General features: G+C 71.2%; 16 protein-coding genes and 3 tRNA genes. 5 read left to right on the top strand and 14 right to left on the bottom strand.

Going from position 1 to position 14487, the window contains the following annotated elements:
* Positions 1–78 precede the first annotated feature (78 nt).
* The 5 genes from rplA to ACGF5T_RS00625 form a co-directional block, all read right to left on the bottom strand.
* The gene (rplA, locus tag ACGF5T_RS00645) at positions 79–804 is read right to left on the bottom strand and encodes a 50S ribosomal protein L1 (RefSeq protein ID WP_053135556.1); all 726 of its coding nucleotides are present in this window, start codon (positions 802–804) and stop codon (positions 79–81) included.
* A gap of 84 nt (positions 805–888) precedes the next feature.
* Positions 889–1323, bottom strand: a complete 435-nt coding sequence (gene rplK, locus ACGF5T_RS00640) for a 50S ribosomal protein L11 (RefSeq protein ID WP_073725164.1) — start codon at positions 1321–1323, stop codon at positions 889–891.
* Positions 1324–1505: 182 nt separating this feature from the next.
* Complete coding sequence (gene nusG / locus ACGF5T_RS00635) at positions 1506–2357, bottom strand: transcription termination/antitermination protein NusG (RefSeq protein WP_361012832.1); 852 nt, start codon at positions 2355–2357, stop codon at positions 1506–1508.
* 80 nt (positions 2358–2437) lie between these two features.
* Positions 2438–2719 (bottom strand): preprotein translocase subunit SecE, encoded by a 282-nt coding sequence (gene secE, locus ACGF5T_RS00630; RefSeq protein WP_356601704.1) that lies wholly within the window; start codon positions 2717–2719, stop codon positions 2438–2440.
* 108 nt (positions 2720–2827) lie between these two features.
* Positions 2828–2900: transfer RNA gene (locus tag ACGF5T_RS00625), tRNA-Trp, on the bottom strand.
* A gap of 215 nt (positions 2901–3115) precedes the next feature.
* Here ACGF5T_RS00625 and ACGF5T_RS00620 point away from each other — a divergent pair.
* The 3 genes from ACGF5T_RS00620 to ACGF5T_RS00610 all read left to right on the top strand — a co-directional run bounded on the left by ACGF5T_RS00620 (position 3116) and on the right by ACGF5T_RS00610 (position 6349).
* Positions 3116–4342 (top strand): pyridoxal phosphate-dependent aminotransferase, encoded by a 1227-nt coding sequence (locus ACGF5T_RS00620; protein WP_053135547.1) that lies wholly within the window; start codon positions 3116–3118, stop codon positions 4340–4342.
* A 122-nt stretch (positions 4343–4464) separates the two neighbouring features.
* Positions 4465–5529 (top strand): adenosine deaminase, encoded by a 1065-nt coding sequence (locus tag ACGF5T_RS00615; protein WP_361012836.1) that lies wholly within the window; start codon positions 4465–4467, stop codon positions 5527–5529.
* Between the two features lie 187 nt (positions 5530–5716).
* Positions 5717–6349, top strand: coding sequence for an NAD(P)H-binding protein (locus ACGF5T_RS00610; protein WP_356601700.1), 633 nt, complete (start codon positions 5717–5719; stop codon positions 6347–6349).
* A 67-nt stretch (positions 6350–6416) separates the two neighbouring features.
* On the opposite strand, the gene ACGF5T_RS00605 is transcribed toward ACGF5T_RS00610, so the two are convergent.
* The 9 genes from ACGF5T_RS00605 to ACGF5T_RS00565 all read right to left on the bottom strand — a co-directional run bounded on the left by ACGF5T_RS00605 (position 6417) and on the right by ACGF5T_RS00565 (position 11773).
* Positions 6417–7472 (bottom strand): UDP-N-acetylmuramate dehydrogenase, encoded by a 1056-nt coding sequence (locus ACGF5T_RS00605; RefSeq protein ID WP_366769397.1) that lies wholly within the window; start codon positions 7470–7472, stop codon positions 6417–6419.
* A gap of 93 nt (positions 7473–7565) precedes the next feature.
* A complete protein-coding gene (locus ACGF5T_RS00600; protein WP_356601697.1) occupies positions 7566–7946 on the bottom strand; it encodes a DUF3291 domain-containing protein in 381 nt (126 codons plus the stop codon).
* Between the two features lie 33 nt (positions 7947–7979).
* Entirely contained in the window at positions 7980–9461 is a 1482-nt protein-coding gene (locus tag ACGF5T_RS00595; protein ID WP_366769396.1) for an MFS transporter, read from the bottom strand.
* Positions 9462–9566: 105 nt separating this feature from the next.
* Entirely contained in the window at positions 9567–10139 is a 573-nt protein-coding gene (locus ACGF5T_RS00590) for a TetR/AcrR family transcriptional regulator (RefSeq protein WP_356601694.1), read from the bottom strand.
* A gap of 192 nt (positions 10140–10331) precedes the next feature.
* The gene (locus ACGF5T_RS00585) at positions 10332–10760 is read right to left on the bottom strand and encodes a MaoC family dehydratase (RefSeq protein WP_392886420.1); all 429 of its coding nucleotides are present in this window, start codon (positions 10758–10760) and stop codon (positions 10332–10334) included.
* 7 nt (positions 10761–10767) lie between these two features.
* Positions 10768–11220, bottom strand: a complete 453-nt coding sequence (locus ACGF5T_RS00580; RefSeq protein WP_361014363.1) for a MaoC family dehydratase N-terminal domain-containing protein — start codon at positions 11218–11220, stop codon at positions 10768–10770.
* Between the two features lie 105 nt (positions 11221–11325).
* Positions 11326–11490, bottom strand: a complete 165-nt coding sequence (gene rpmG, locus ACGF5T_RS00575) for a 50S ribosomal protein L33 (RefSeq protein ID WP_003948671.1) — start codon at positions 11488–11490, stop codon at positions 11326–11328.
* A 91-nt stretch (positions 11491–11581) separates the two neighbouring features.
* Positions 11582–11654, bottom strand: a tRNA-Met gene (locus ACGF5T_RS00570).
* 46 nt (positions 11655–11700) lie between these two features.
* Positions 11701–11773: transfer RNA gene (locus tag ACGF5T_RS00565), tRNA-Thr, on the bottom strand.
* A gap of 314 nt (positions 11774–12087) precedes the next feature.
* On the opposite strand from ACGF5T_RS00565, the gene ACGF5T_RS00560 reads away from it, so the two are divergent.
* Together ACGF5T_RS00560 and ACGF5T_RS00555 are read left to right on the top strand one after the other, a co-directional pair.
* The gene (locus tag ACGF5T_RS00560; RefSeq protein ID WP_356609112.1) at positions 12088–13353 is read left to right on the top strand and encodes a hydrolase; all 1266 of its coding nucleotides are present in this window, start codon (positions 12088–12090) and stop codon (positions 13351–13353) included.
* Between the two features lie 445 nt (positions 13354–13798).
* On the top strand, positions 13799–14455 hold the full coding sequence (locus ACGF5T_RS00555; protein ID WP_361014356.1) for an SDR family oxidoreductase: 657 nt from the start codon (positions 13799–13801) through the stop codon (positions 14453–14455).
* The last annotated feature ends 32 nt before the right edge of the window (positions 14456–14487 follow it).

Genomic DNA, 14487 nt, shown 5'->3' with positions numbered 1-14487 from the left:
CCGTACCGGAAAAGCGGAACGGGCCCCGCACCTCGGAAGGTGCGGGGCCCGTGAACCCTGGGGGATTGAGCCGTCGGCTCAGACCGCCGCCGGGTCCTCCTCGACGAGGAGGTTGCGGGTGCGGTTGGAGTCCAGCGGGATGCCGGGGCCCATCGTGGTGCTGATGGCGGCCTTCCGGATGTACCGGCCCTTGGCGGCGGACGGCTTCAGACGGAGGACTTCCTCCAGCGCCGCGCCGTAGTTCTCCACCAGCTTGGTGTCGTCGAACGACGTCTTGCCGATGATGAAGTGCAGGTTCGAGTGCTTGTCGACGCGGAACTCGATCTTGCCGCCCTTGATCTCGGTCACGGCCTTGGCCACGTCCGGGGTCACGGTGCCGGTCTTCGGGTTCGGCATCAGACCACGCGGGCCGAGGACGCGGCCGAGGCGGCCGACCTTGCCCATGAGGTCCGGGGTGGCGACGACGGCGTCGAAGTCCAGACGGCCCTTCGTCACCTCGTCGATCAGTTCGTCGGCGCCGACGATGTCGGCGCCCGCGGCACGCGCGGCCTCGGCACGGTCACCGGTCGCGAAGACCAGGACCCGGGCGGTCTTACCGGTGCCGTGCGGGAGGTTCACGGTGCCACGGACCATCTGGTCGGCCTTGCGCGGGTCGACACCCAGGCGGAAGGCGACCTCGACGGTGCTGTCGAACTTGGTCGTGGAGGTCTCCTTGGCGAGACGGACGGCCTCGAGCGGGGCGTAGAGCTTGTCCCGGTCGATCTTCTCGTCCGCAGCGCGGAGAGACTTGCTGCGCTTGCTCACTACTGCTCCTGTTGGCTACTGAGGAGTCGTGGTCCGGGCCGAGCAGGCCCTGCCACTACTACTGCTGGTGTACGGGGGTGGAGGTCAGCCCTCGACCGTGACGCCCATGGAGCGCGCGGTACCGGCGATGATCTTCTCCGCCTGGTCCAGGTCGTTGGCGTTGAGGTCGGGCATCTTCGTGGTGGCGATCTCACGGACCTGCTCGCGGGTGATCTTCGCGACCTTGGTCTTGTGCGGCTCGCCGGAGCCCTTCTCCACGCCCGCGGCCTTGAGGATCATCTTCGCGGCCGGCGGGGTCTTCGTGATGAAGGTGAAGGAGCGGTCCTCGTAGACCGTGATCTCCACCGGAATGACCCAGCCACGCTGCGACTCGGTCGCGGCGTTGTAGGCCTTGCAGAACTCCATGATGTTGACGCCGTGCTGACCCAGCGCGGGGCCGACCGGCGGGGCCGGGTTCGCGGCACCGGCCTGGATCTGGAGCTTGATGAGCCCCGTGACCTTCTTCTTCTTGGGAGGCATAGCTCTCCGGGTCCTTTCGATTCGGGTCCTGCCCGCATCCGGGGGCGACCCGGACACAGGCATACCGCACAACGATAACGGGTATGGATGTGCGGCCAAAAACCGAGCAGGTCAGGCAGGGCGCGAACGCCCGCCTGACCGGCTCGGAAGCACTACGTCCAGAGAACGACCGGTGTGCGGTGCTAGTTCTTCTGGATCTGGTCGAAGCTCAGCTCGACCGGGGTCTCGCGGCCGAAGATCTCGACGAGGCCCTTGACCTTCTTCGAGTCGGCGTTGATCTCGTTGATCGTGGCCTGCAGCGTCGCGAACGGGCCGTCGGTGACGGTGACCGAGTCGCCCACCTCGAAGTCCAGGACCTGGACCTCGACCTTGCGCTGCGGAGCGGGCTTGCCCTCGGCCTCGGCGGCCTCACGGGCGGCCTTCTCCTCGGCCTCGGGGGCGAGCATCTTGACGATCTCGTCCAGCGTCAGCGGGTACGGGTCGTAGGCGTTGCCGACGAAGCCGGTGACGCCGGGGGTGTTGCGGACGACACCCCAGGACTCGTTGGTCAGGTCCATGCGGACCAGGACGTAACCCGGCAGCTTGTTCTGGCGGATCGTCTTGCGGTCGCCGTTCTTGATCTGGACGACCTCTTCCTGCGGCACCTCGGCCTGGAAGATGTAGTCCTCGACGTTCAGCGAGACGGCGCGCTGCTCGAGGTTGGTCTTCACGCGGTTCTCGTAACCGGCGTAGGTGTGGATGACGTACCACTCGCCGGGGAGGACGCGCAGCTCCTGGCGGAGCGCCTCGATCGGGTCGAGCTCGGGCTCGGGCTCCGCGGCCTCGTCCGCCGGCTCGGCGGCTTCGTCCTCGACGGCCTCGTCGGTCTCGTCCGCGACGTCCTCGTCGGTCTCGTCCGCGACGACGGCGTCGTCGGCAGCCTCGGTCTCGGCGGAGACCTCGGTGTCCTCGTTGTCGGCGCCCTCGACGGTGCCGAGCTCGTCCTCGACGGACTCGACCGGCTCGATGGCGTCGTTCACGTTCGGGTCAGACACTGTGGCTGCTTCTTCCTGGATACATAGGGGTGGAACACGCGAAAGGGGCGCCGGGTACCTCGGCGCCCTTCGCTCTCGACTCAGCCGAAGACGTACTTGGCGGCGTGAGAGAAGCCATAGTCAATCAGAGTCACCAGGCCGATCATGATGACCACGAAGATGATCACCACGGTGGTGTACGTCGTCAGCTGGTTGCGAGTCGGCCAGACGACCTTGCGGAGCTCCGCGACGATCTGGCGGTAGAAGAGGGCGAGGCGCTTCAGGGGGCCCTTCTTGGCACGCTTGCCGCCCTTGCGAGACTTCTTGTCCGGCGCCTCGTCCTGGGCATCAGGCATGTCGATGGAGCCCACGGCGTCCGTCACTCGTCCTCACCTGATTCCGGGTCGTGGCCGTGCCGCGCCCGGTCTGAGCCGCACGGCGGTGCATTGCTGTACGTACATGCGCACACATCCTGGCGAAGGTGTGTGTAGCAGGGCCGGAGGGACTTGAACCCCCAACCGCTGGTTTTGGAGACCAGTGCTCTACCAATTGAGCTACGACCCTTTGTGTGTCCCCCAACGTACCGCATCCGCCCGGATGCTTGGTGTGCACCGAGTGACTGCGGGCCGGTGAAGGCCAACGAGGTGAGAGTGTACGTGTTCACGGGCCGGGCGTCGAACAGAAAGCACGCCCGGACTGATGTTCAGGACGGGACCCGGTCCTGTTCAGTCCGTGAAACCCCTGTGCCGGGGAGGTTTCCGGTCTGGAACGATGGGGCCATGAGCGCTGCAACCCCACCCACCGAGCGCCGGGTCTCCGCCCGAGTCGGCTCGATCTCCGAGTCCGCCACCCTCGCCGTGGACGCCAAGGCCAAGGCCCTCAAGGCCGCCGGGCGTCCGGTGATCGGCTTCGGCGCAGGCGAACCCGACTTCCCGACGCCGGACTACATCGTCGAGGCCGCGATCGAGGCCTGCAAGAACCCGAAGTTCCACCGCTACACGCCGGCCGGCGGTCTGCCCGAGCTGAAGGCCGCGATCGCCGCGAAGACGCTGCGCGACTCCGGCTACGAGGTCGACCCCTCGCAGATCCTCGTCACCAACGGCGGAAAGCAGGCCATCTACGAGGCGTTCGCCGCGATCCTCGACCCGGGCGACGAGGTCATCGTCCCGGCGCCGTACTGGACCACGTACCCGGAGTCGATCCGGCTGGCCGGCGGTGTGCCCGTCGAGGTCGTCGCCGACGAGACCACCGGCTACCGGGTGAGCGTGGAGCAGCTGGAGGCGGCGCGCACGGAGAAGACGAAGGTGGTCCTCTTCGTGTCCCCGTCGAACCCGACGGGCTCGGTGTACTCCGAGGCCGAGACCGAGGCCATCGGCCAGTGGGCCGTCGAGCACGGCCTGTGGGTGCTCACGGACGAGATCTACGAGCACCTCGTGTACGGCGACGCCTTCTCCGTCTCCCTGCCGGCCCTGCTGCCCGAGCTGCGCGACAAGTGCATCGTGGTCAACGGCGTCGCGAAGACGTACGCGATGACCGGCTGGCGGGTCGGGTGGGTCATCGGCCCGAAGGACGTCGTCAAGGCCGCGACGAACCTCCAGTCGCACGCCACGTCCAACGTGTCCAACGTGGCCCAGGCGGCCGCGCTGGCCGCGGTCTCCGGTGACCTGGACGCGGTGGCGAAGATGCGGGAGGCCTTCGACCGGCGCCGCCAGACCATCGTGCGGATGCTCAACGACATCGACGGCGTGCTCTGCCCGGAGCCGAAGGGCGCGTTCTACGCCTACCCGTCGGTGAAGGCGCTCCTCGGCAAGGAGATCCGCGGCAAGCGTCCGCAGGACTCCGTCGAGCTGGCCGCGCTGATCCTGGAGGAGGCCGAGGTCGCGGTGGTGCCGGGCGAGGCCTTCGGCACGCCCGGGTACCTGCGGCTGTCGTACGCGCTCGGTGACGAGGACCTCGTCGAGGGCGTGAGCCGGATCCAGAAGCTGCTGGCGGAGGCCAGGGACTGACTTCCCCCGCTTCCCGCAGGGCACCCCGTGGCATCACGGGGTGCCCTGTTTGTTTGTGCGAGCAAGACCACGTCCGGGGAAAGTGCTGTCGGGTCGGGCGTGTCGTGCGGCAGGATCACGGAATGGAGCGTGTACGTGATGTCTCTGAACTGCCGAAGGCCCATCTCCACCTGCACTTCACCGGGTCGATGCGGCCCGCGACCCTGCTGGAACTGGCCGACAAGCACGGCGTGCGTCTGCCCGAGACGCTGACCGAGTCGCTGGGCCGCGGGGAGTCGCCGAAACTGCGGGCGACGGACGAGCGGGGCTGGTTCCGCTTCCAGCGGCTGTACGACGCGGCGCGGTCGTGTCTGCAGGAGCCGGAAGACATCCAGCGACTGGTGCGGGAGGCCGCGGAGGAGGACCTGCGGGACGGCTCGGGGTGGCTGGAGATCCAGGTGGACCCGACGTCGTACGCGCCGCGGCTGGGCGGGCTGATCCCGGCGCTGGAGATCATCCTGGACGCGGTGGAGACGGCCGTGCGGGACACCGGGATCGGCATGCGGGTGCTGGTCGCCGCGAACCGGATGAAGCATCCGCTGGACGCGCGGACCCTGGCCCGGCTGGCGGTGCGGTACGGGGACCGGGGGGTCGTCGGTTTCGGGCTCTCCAACGACGAGCGGCGGGGCATGGCCCGGGACTTCGACCGGGCGTTCGCGATCGCCCGGGAGGGCGGGCTGCTGTCGGCTCCGCACGGCGGCGAGCTGACCGGTCCGGCGTCCGTGCGGGACTGCCTGGACGACCTGGAGGCCGACCGGATCGGGCACGGGGTGCGGGCGGCGGAGGACCCGCGGCTGCTGAAGCGGCTCGCGGACCGGCAGGTGACGTGCGAGGTGTGTCCGGCGTCGAACGTCGCGCTCGGCGTGTACGAGAAGCCGGAGGACGTGCCGCTGCGGACGCTGTTCGCTGCGGGGGTGCCGATGGCGCTGGGCGCGGACGACCCGCTGCTGTTCGGGGCGCGGCTGGCCGCCCAGTACGAGTTCGCCCGCGAGCACCACGGTTTCACGGACGCGGAGCTGGCGGAGCTCGCCCGGCAGTCGGTGCGGGGATCGGCCGCGCCGGAGGACGTGCAGCGCAAGCTCCTGTCGGGGATCGACGACTGGCTGGCCGACGAGGGCGTCGCGCCGACGTTCCAGGGCCGGCACTGACGAGGGGCTGTGGCCCGGCGGGCGGTGCCGTGCTCGAGGCGGACTCGACCGGCGGGTGAGTGCCCACTCCCTTGAATGGGCCTTGGATGAACGGGCCTTGAAAAGGTGGGAGGCGGTGCGCCGATGAGTCAGCGCTCATCGGCCGGCGCCCCTGCCCCGGACGCCGCCGCGCGGAATGGAGTACGCCATGAAGCTCACCGTCTTCGGTGCCACCGGAGGCACCGGCCGGGAGGTCGTCCGGCAGGCCCTCGACGCCGGGCACCACGTCACGGCCGTCGTGCGCGACCCCGCGCGGCTGCCCGGGAGCGGTGAGCGTCTGGAGGTGGTCCGCGCCGATCTGGACGACCTCGCTTCGGTGCGGACTGCCGTGGCCGGGCGGGACGCCGTGCTGTCCGCGCTGGGCCCCCGTCGCCGTGCCGATGCCGGTGTGGTGGCGCGGCTGACCCGCACGGTGGTCGGCGCGATGGAGGCGGAGGGCGTGCGCAGGGTGCTGGTGGTCAGTGCCATGCCGGTGGGGCCCCGGGCCGAGGGCGAGGGGCTGCTGGACCGAGGGGTGCGGGGGGTGATCTCCACGGTCTTCAAGGAGGTCTACGCCGACCTGCGCGTCATGGAGGACGACCTGGCGCGCAGTGCCACGGAGTGGACGGTGGTCCGGCCGCCCCGGCTGCAGGACAGGCCGCTGACCGGCCGGTACCGGACGGTGGTCGGCGGTTTCCCGGCCAAGGGGCGCTTCCTCGGGCGTGCCGAGGTGGCCCACGCGATGCTCGCGATGACCGGCGACCCGGGGACGGTACGGCAGGGCGTGGGGATCGCCTACTGACGCCCGGCTTCGGCTTCGGCTTCGGCTTCGGCTTCGGCTTCGGCTTCGGCTTCGGCTTCGGCTTCGGCTAGAGGCTGACGCCGACCGTCACCGGTTCGTTGACCAGCGTGACCCCGAAGGCCTCGCGGACGCCGGCGACGACCTCGCGGGCCAGGGCCAGCAGATCCTCCGTGGTCGCCTCGCCCCGGTTGGTGAGGGCGAGGGTGTGCTTGGTGGAGATGCGGGCGGCTCCGTTGCCGTACCCCTTGGTGAAGCCGGCCTTGTCGATCAGCCAGGCGGCGGACGTCTTGATGCGGCCCTCGCCCGCGGGGAAGGCGGGCGGCTCGACGGCGTCACCGAGGCGCTCGTCGACACGCGCGCGGAAGGCCGCGAACTCCTCGTCCGTGAGGATCGGGTTGGTGAAGAACGACCCCGCCGACCAGGTGTCGTGGTCCTCCGGGTCCAGGACCATGCCCTTGCCCGCGCGCAGCTTCAGCACGGTCTCGCGGGCGGTGGCCAGCGGCACCCGGTCGCCGGGCTCGACACCCAGGGCGCGGGCCGTCTCCGCGTAGCGCAGGGGCGCGGAGAGACCTTCGGCGTCCTCCAGGGCGAAGCGGACGCGCAGGACGACATAGCGCTCCGGCTCGGCCTTGAAGCGGCTGTGCCGGTAGGAGAAGGCGCAGTCGGCGTTGGAGAGGGTGACCGTCTCGCGGTACCGGCGGTCGTAGGCGGTGACCTCGGTGATCGTGGAGGAGACCTCCTGGCCGTACGCCCCGACGTTCTGGATGGGGGTGGCGCCGGCCGAGCCGGGGATGCCGGCCAAGCACTCCACGCCCGCGAGTCCGGCCTCGACGGTGCGGGCGACGGCATCGGTCCAGATCTCGCCGGCCGCCAGCTCCAGCGTCGTCCCGTCGAGGGTGAGGCCGCGGGTGGCGAGGTGCAGGGCGGTGCCGTCGAAGCCCTTGTCGCCGATGACCAGGTTGGAGCCGCCGCCGATGAGCAGCAGCGGCGTGCCGGTGTCGTCGGCCTCGCGGACGGCGGCGATCACCTCGGCGTCGGTGGTGGCGGTGACCAGCCGGGTCGCCGGTCCTCCCAGCCGGAAGGTGGTCAGCGGGGCGAGGGGGGCGTCATGGAGTACCTGCACGCGCTCAAGACTACGAGACGGCACCGACAGCCCCGGGCAGCGGGAAACGCCCCGACCGGTCGGCCGGGGCGTCCCCTCTCTCGTCCTGGGTGCTCATGTCAGGCGCCGTCGGACCTCCGCCCAGCTCACCGGCAGGTCGTCGCTGGACGCGGACCAGGTCGCGAACTCGGCGTCCCGCATCTGTGCGGACAGGCCTCGGGCGGCCGGCGCGTGGGTGCCCGAGCGGGCGAAGGCCTTGAGCGCCTCGGGCGACTCCCAGGCGGACAGGGTCCAGAAGGTCCGCCGGAAGGGCTCCGCCTTCAGGGAGGCCCCGTACGCTCCGGGCGCGCTTCTGACCTGGCGCCACACGCGCGGCGTGGCCGCCAGGAACTTCAGCGCCCCCCAGAGGGTGCGGGTCTCGAAACGGGAGGCGAAGACGTGGACCTCGGTGGCCCGCGGCGGCCGGTGCGGCTCGGTCCAGGGAAGGGTGGGCATGTCGGCTCCTTTCGGTTCCGTCGCTCGTGGACGTCAGCGGGACGCCGTGGGCCCGGTGCCGGCCAGCGCCGACTCAGCCGCGGGTACGGGCTCCGTCCCCACCTCGGCGGTGCCCGGCTCGCCACCGCGGCGGCGCCCCGGGACGAACAGGGCCGCGACGCCTCCCAGGGCCACGAGCCCGGCGCCCGCCGCGACCGCGGGCCGCAGTCCGTCGACGAAGGCCTGCGGGGTCTCGTAGCCGCCCTGGGCCGAGAAGATCGACGCCATGACCGCGATGCCGAGCGCTCCGCCCACCTCGCGCAGGGCGTTGTTGGCGCCGGAGGCGATGCCCTGTTCCTTCGCGGTGACACTGGACATCACGAGCGCGGAGGCGGGGGCGAAGTACAGGGCCATGCCGATGCCGCTCAGGATGAGGCCGGGCAACTGGCTGCCGTAGGAGGCATCGGTGGTGACCACGTAGGCGAGGTGGCCGAGGCCGGCCGCCTGGAAGAAGAGCCCGGCGGCGACGACCGGGCGCCCTCCGACGCGGTCCGAGAGGATGCCGGCGATCGGCGCGACCAGCATCGGCATGCCGGTCCAGGGCAGCATGCGCAGGCCCGCCTCGGTCGGCGAGTAGCCGAGCACGTTCTGCATGTACTGACTGAGCAGGAAGATCGACCCGAACATCCCGAGGAACATGAGCAGGCTCGCCGCGTTGATGCCGGAGAAGGCGCGGGAGCGGAAGAGGCGCATGGGGAGCATGGGGTTCCTGGCGCGGATCCCGTGGTGGACGAACCCGACGAGCAGCGCGGCCCCGGCGAACAGCGCCGTCAGCACCACCGGGCCGGTCCAGCCGTCGACGGGCCCGCGGACCAGGCCGTAGACGATGCCGAAGAGTCCGCCGCTGGCGAGCAGGGTGCCGGGGAGGTCGAGCGGTGCGCCGTTCCCGTACGACTCGTTGAGGCGGAGGCGGGCGAGCGGCAGCAGCGCGAGGCCCAGCGGCACGTTCAGCCAGAAGATCCACTGCCAGGAGACGTGCTCGGTGAGGCTGCCGCCGACCAGGGGACCGGACGCCACGGCCAGCCCGTTGACCGCACCCCAGATGCCGTACGCCATCCCGCGCCGCTCGGCGGGCACGGCGGCCGTGAGCAGGGTCAGCGTCAGCGGCATCATGATCGCCGCGCCGACGCCCTGGACCGCGCGGGCGGCGATCAGGGAGTCGAGGCCGGGCGCCATGGCCGCGGCGGCGGAGGCGCCGGTGAAGACGGTGAGTCCGACGACGAAGAGGCGGCGGCGGCCGAAACGGTCCCCGAGGGCCGCGCCGAACATCAGGAGGACGGCGAAGGTGAGCGTGTAGGCGCTGACGGTCCATTCGAGGTCGTGCATCGCCCCGCCCAGGTCCTCACGGATGGAGGGCAGGGCGGTGGTGACGACGAGGTTGTCCAATGCCGCCATGAAACCGGCGATGCTGGTGATGACGAGGGCCCAGACCGCTCCCCCGCCGCGTGAGCCGCGTTGTGTGCCGTGCTGTGACATCTCTCCCCCAGAGGGTGTGCACTGCTTGCTTGCCGTTTGGTTAGTGATCGATGACTAACTTTTGCAGCCGTGCGGGAGCGCGCTCCCGCACGCCTTCGACCGCCCCTACGCGCCTTCCCGACCCTCTTTGAGACGCGCCGAGATGTAGAAGCCGTCCCAGATCCGGTGCCCCGGCGGGAAGCCCATCCCGGCCAGCGCGTTGATGAGCATGCCGTACGCCATGAAGGTCGTCGTCTCGGAGACGTCCCCGCCCAGAGGCAGGTGCACGGCGTCCCAGAGTTCGAGCCAGCCCTTGCGCACCATCTTGCCGAACTCGTGGTCCCCGGCCGCCTCGGCGGCGGCGACCGCGACGTACACCTGCAACTGCATCTGGAGCTTCTCGGGGTGATCGGCGATCAGCTGCATGTAGGCCTCGGCCATGGCGTGCAGGGCCTCTTCGCCGTGCAGGCCGTCGGAGGCCTCCACGAAGACCTTGCGCGTGTCCTCCAGGCAGCGCTCCGCCACCGCCAGGAAGATCGCCTTCTTCCCCGGGAAGAGCCGGAAGAGGTACGGCTGGGACACCCCCACCCGCTTGGCGATGGCCTCCGTGGAAGTGCCGTAGAAGCCACCCTGGGCGAACTCGCTCGTCGCCGCCCGGATGACGCTCTCGCGCCGCTCCTCCGCACTCATCCTGACCATGGGAACGAAGTTAGTACTCAATCACTAACTTCGTCAAGGCGGGGTTGCGGAGGGTGTGATCCTCGCCGGAGGGGCGCTCTCCGTAAGGGGCGATCTCCATGGAGAACGCCCCTTACCCCGGCGGTCCGGCGGGAGGGCGGCCAGACGGTCGATCGGTCAGACGCCAGGTCACGCACACCTGACCGGAGCGCCTCAGGCCAGGCGTACGACGGCTCGGGACATGCCGAGGACCTTCTGGCCGGCGCTGGTGGCGGTGAGGTCGACGCGGACGGTGCGGTCGTCGAGCTTGGCCGCGACCTTGCCGCTGACCTCGATCACGGCGCCCTGGCCGTCGTCGGGGACTACGACGGGCCGGGTGAAGCGGACGCCGTACTCGACGACCGCCCCCGGATCACCGGTCCAGTCGGTGACCACACGGATCGCCTCGGCCATCGTGAACATGCCGTGCGCGATGACGTCCGGCAGACCGACCTCCCTGGCGAACCGCTCGTTCCAGTGGATCGGGTTGAAGTCGCCGGAGGCACCCGCGTACCGCACCAGCGCGGCGCGGTCCACCGGGAAGCTCCGCGCGGGCAGTTCGGTACCGACCTCGACGTCGCTGTACGCGACCTTCGCCGTCATGGGATGCTCACGCCTCCTCGGCCGCGCGGGCCACGAGCTTGGTCCAGGCGGTCACGACGTGCTCGCCGGCCTCGTCGTGCACCTCACCACGGATGTCCAGGATGTCGTTGCCCGCCATCGACTTGACCGCCTCGATGGTCGAGGTCACCGTCAGCCGGTCACCGGCCCGCACCGGACGGACGTAGGCGAACTTCTGGTCGCCGTGCACCACCCGGCTGTAGTCCAGGCCCAACTGCGGGTCCTCGACGACCTGCCCCGCCGCCTTGAACGTGATCGAGAACACGAACGTCGGCGGAGCGATCACGTCCGGATGACCGAGGGCCTTCGCCGCCTCCGTGTCCGTGTACGCCGGATTGGCGTCTCCTACCGCCTCCGCGAACTCGCGGATCTTCTCCCGGCCCACTTCATAGGGCGCGGTCGGCGGATACGTCCGCCCCACGAACGTCTGGTCGAGCGCCACGGGTGGCAACCTCCTGCTGCTCTTCTCTTGGCCAGTCTCTTCTTGACCAGGAACGACTCGAGGCCGCCCCCAAGCTTCGGGGACGGCCTCGAGTACGAGCCTTGATTATCGCGTTTCGCGGTGCGCGGTGTGCGCGTTGCAACGCGGGCAGTGCTTCTTCATCTCCAGTCGGTCCGGGTTGTTACGCCGGTTCTTCTTGGTGATGTAGTTCCGCTCCTTGCACTCCACGCAGGCCAGCGTGATCTTCGGGCGGACGTCGGTGGCAGCCACGTGAGTGCACTCCTTGACGAACGGATTGATGGTATTAACGCAGGAAAGAGTAGCCGATTGAAGGACCGACCCCGCAATCGGCTACTGAGAGTAGCGGTGACCGGACTTGAACCGGTGACACAGCGATTATGAGCCGCTTGCTCTACCGACTGAGCTACACCGCTGTGATGTGATCGGGCCCCGCCTCGCGGCGGGAACCTTTCACACCAGAGCCCCAATACGGAATCGAACCGTAGACCTTCTCCTTACCATGGAGACGCTCTACCGACTGAGCTATTGGGGCGAGCGATGAAGACATTACACGGTCGCCCGCCGTTCGCCCAAATCCGTTTCGCCGCCCGTGCCCCGGCCCGTCCCCATCGGCGTGCGGGCGACGGGAACCGGCCCCCACGGCCGCCCGCGGTCCGCCCCGCACGACCGCCCGGCACGGCCGCCCCGCACGCTGGGCCGACGGGTGACCGGTGGCGTGCGGGGCGGACCGCGGCCGGTACGACTATTGCCCTCCTCCGCGCCAGGGGCTGATCACCGTCCTAGGCTCGTCCCACTCTGCGTGATCTTGCGTCCCCCACTGCGCAGCCCCGAGCCCAGAGGAGTGCGATGCCCGACAGCCAGCCGCAGCCGCCCCACTCGCCCTCCCCTTCGGGCCCCGCCCGCCCCAGCTCGCTCCTGCTGTCCGGAGCACGGCTCACCGACGGCCGGACCGTGGACGTGCGCCTGTGCGGCGGACGCATCGAGGCGGTCGGCACGGCCGGCAGTCTGGCGGCCCGCACACCGGGGCCCGGAAGCCGCGTGGACCTCGCCGGCTACCTGCTCCTCCCCGCCCCCGCCGAGCCCCACCTCCACGGCGACACGGCGCTGACGGCCGACGCCCCGGCCCCTGCCTCCCACGACCCCCACACCGTCCAGCGGCGGGCCACGGAAGCCGCCCTGCTCCAGCTGGGGCACGGGGCGACGGCCCTGCGGGCGCACGTGCGCGTGGGTGACGTCGCGGGGCTGGGCGCGCTGACGGGGGTGCTGCGGGCGCGGCGCTCGCTGCGAGGGCTCGCCGAGCTGTCCGCGGTGGCGATGCCGAGGGTGCTGACCGGGGTGGCCGGGGCGGACGGGCTGGCGCTGCTGCGGGACGCGGTCAAGATGGGCGCGGACGTCGTCGGTGGGTGCCCGGACCTGGACCCCGATCCGGCGGGGTACGTGGAGGCGGTCCTGGAGGTCGCCGCGGAGCACGGCTGCCCGGTCGACCTGCACACGGACGCCGCCGACCCGGCACGGCTGGCCCGGCTGGCGGCGATGGCGGGCGGACTGCGTCCAGGAGTCGCCCTCGGGCCCTGCGACGGTCTGGGCCGGCTCCCCTCCGACGTGGCCTCCCGGGCCGCGGACGGGCTGGCGGCGGCCGGGGTGACGGTGGTGTGCCTGCCACAGGGCCCCTGCGGTGCCGAGGGCTCCCGCGACGGCACGGCTCCGGTACGGCTGCTGCGGGCGGCCGGCGTGCGGATCGCCGCCGGGAGCGGTGCGCTGCGGGACGCCGCCAACCCCGTCGGGCGCGGGGACCCCCTGGAGGCGGCGTACCTCCTGGCCTCGCGCCAGGGGCTGCGCCCCGACGACGCGTACGACGCGGTGAGCACGGCGGCGCGGGCGGCGCTGGGCCTGCCCGAGGTACGGGTGGAGGCGGGGTTCCCCGCCGAACTCCTCGCGGTGCGCGGGGACCGGCTGGCAGCCGCCCTCTCCCTGGCGTACAGCCGCGTCGTGGTGCACCGGGGGCGCGTGGTGGCACGGACGAGCGCGGTACGGGAGTACGGCGACTCGACGTCCCCGACGGATCTCGACCTCCCCCGGCAGGGACGCGGAGGACGTGGCGAACCGTCGTGACGGGGTGGGTCGGGGTCCGGCGCGGTGCTGCCCGCGGGCCTTGGCGGCGGGCGTGGCTTGAGAGCGGGGGCGTCCGTCGGCATCGGCGGCGGACGGGCGGGCGGGGCTTAGGCCGTGAGGCCGTGAGGCCGTGAGGCCGTGACTCCGGTGGCGTCCGGAGGCTGTGGCGGTGTGAGGCCGTGAGGCCGTGAGGCCGTGAGGCCGTGAGGCCGTGAGGCCGTGAGGCCGTGAGGCCGTGAGGCCGTGAGGCCGTGACTCCGGTGGCGTCCGGAGGCTGTGGCGGTGTGCGGGCGTGGGGCCGTGGGGGCCGTGGGGGCCGTGGACGCCCGGAGGATGTGGCCGCGCGCGTGGCGGGGCCCGTGGGCGTCCGAGGGCTCGGTGGGAGTGGTCGGACGCGGCCGAAGTCGTGCGGCGCGGGCGGCCGTCGGGGCGTACGGTCGAAGACATGCGCATTGTCATCGCTGGTGGTCATGGTCAGATCGCGCTGCGGCTGGAGCGGTTGCTCGCCGCGCGGGGTGACGAGGTGGCGGGCATCATCCGCAGACCCGAGCAGGCGGACGATCTGCGCGAGGCCGGAGCCGAACCGGTCGTGCTCGACCTGGAGTCGGCCTCGGTCGAGGAGGTCGCGGAGCGGCTGCGGGGCGCCGACGCGGCGGTCTTCGCGGCGGGCGCCGGCCCCGGGAGCGGAGCGGCCCGCAAGGACACGGTCGACAAGGCCGCAGCCGTCCTCTTCGCGGACGGGGCGGTCCGGGCCGGCGTACGGCGTCTCGTCGTCGTGTCCTCCATGGGAGCCGACCCGCGACACCAGGGGGACGAGATCTTCGACGTCTACCTGCGCGCCAAGGGAGAGGCCGACGCGTACGTCCGGTCGCTGGACGGGGTGGACTGGACGATCCTGCGTCCCGGCCAGCTGACGGACGACGCCGGCACGGGCCTGGTCCGCCTGGAGGCACACACCGGCCGCGGGCCCGTCGCACGCGACGACGTGGCCGCCGTCCTGGCGGAGCTGGTCGACAGCCCGGCGACGGCCGGCCTGACCCTGGAGCTGATCGGCGGCTCGGCGCCGGTGTCGGTGGCGGTGAAGTCGGTGGCCGGGAACTGACCACGCCGGAGGCCGCGAGCAGGAGCGGAACG

This window comes from Streptomyces sp. NPDC047853 (assembly GCF_043204535.1).
In the GTDB taxonomy this organism is placed as follows: domain Bacteria; phylum Actinomycetota; class Actinomycetes; order Streptomycetales; family Streptomycetaceae; genus Streptomyces.
This window is presented reverse-complemented; position numbering and strand designations above follow the sequence as displayed.

Bases quoted from the DNA above. Each gene is read 5' to 3' on its own strand.
- rplK (WP_073725164.1), bottom strand. From the start codon at position 1,323: ATGCCTCCCAAGAAGAAGAAGGTCACGGGGCTCATCAAGCTCCAGATC.
- ACGF5T_RS00620 (WP_053135547.1), top strand. From the start codon at position 3,116: ATGAGCGCTGCAACCCCACCCACCGAGCGCCGGGTCTCCGCCCGAGTC.
- ACGF5T_RS00615 (WP_361012836.1), top strand. From the start codon at position 4,465: ATGGAGCGTGTACGTGATGTCTCTGAACTGCCGAAGGCCCATCTCCAC.
- ACGF5T_RS00610 (WP_356601700.1), top strand. From the start codon at position 5,717: ATGAAGCTCACCGTCTTCGGTGCCACCGGAGGCACCGGCCGGGAGGTC.
- ACGF5T_RS00600 (WP_356601697.1), bottom strand. From the start codon at position 7,946: ATGCCCACCCTTCCCTGGACCGAGCCGCACCGGCCGCCGCGGGCCACC.
- ACGF5T_RS00595 (WP_366769396.1), bottom strand. From the start codon at position 9,461: ATGTCACAGCACGGCACACAACGCGGCTCACGCGGCGGGGGAGCGGTC.
- ACGF5T_RS00590 (WP_356601694.1), bottom strand. From the start codon at position 10,139: ATGGTCAGGATGAGTGCGGAGGAGCGGCGCGAGAGCGTCATCCGGGCG.
- ACGF5T_RS00585 (WP_392886420.1), bottom strand. From the start codon at position 10,760: ATGACGGCGAAGGTCGCGTACAGCGACGTCGAGGTCGGTACCGAACTG.
- ACGF5T_RS00560 (WP_356609112.1), top strand. From the start codon at position 12,088: ATGCCCGACAGCCAGCCGCAGCCGCCCCACTCGCCCTCCCCTTCGGGC.
- ACGF5T_RS00555 (WP_361014356.1), top strand. From the start codon at position 13,799: ATGCGCATTGTCATCGCTGGTGGTCATGGTCAGATCGCGCTGCGGCTG.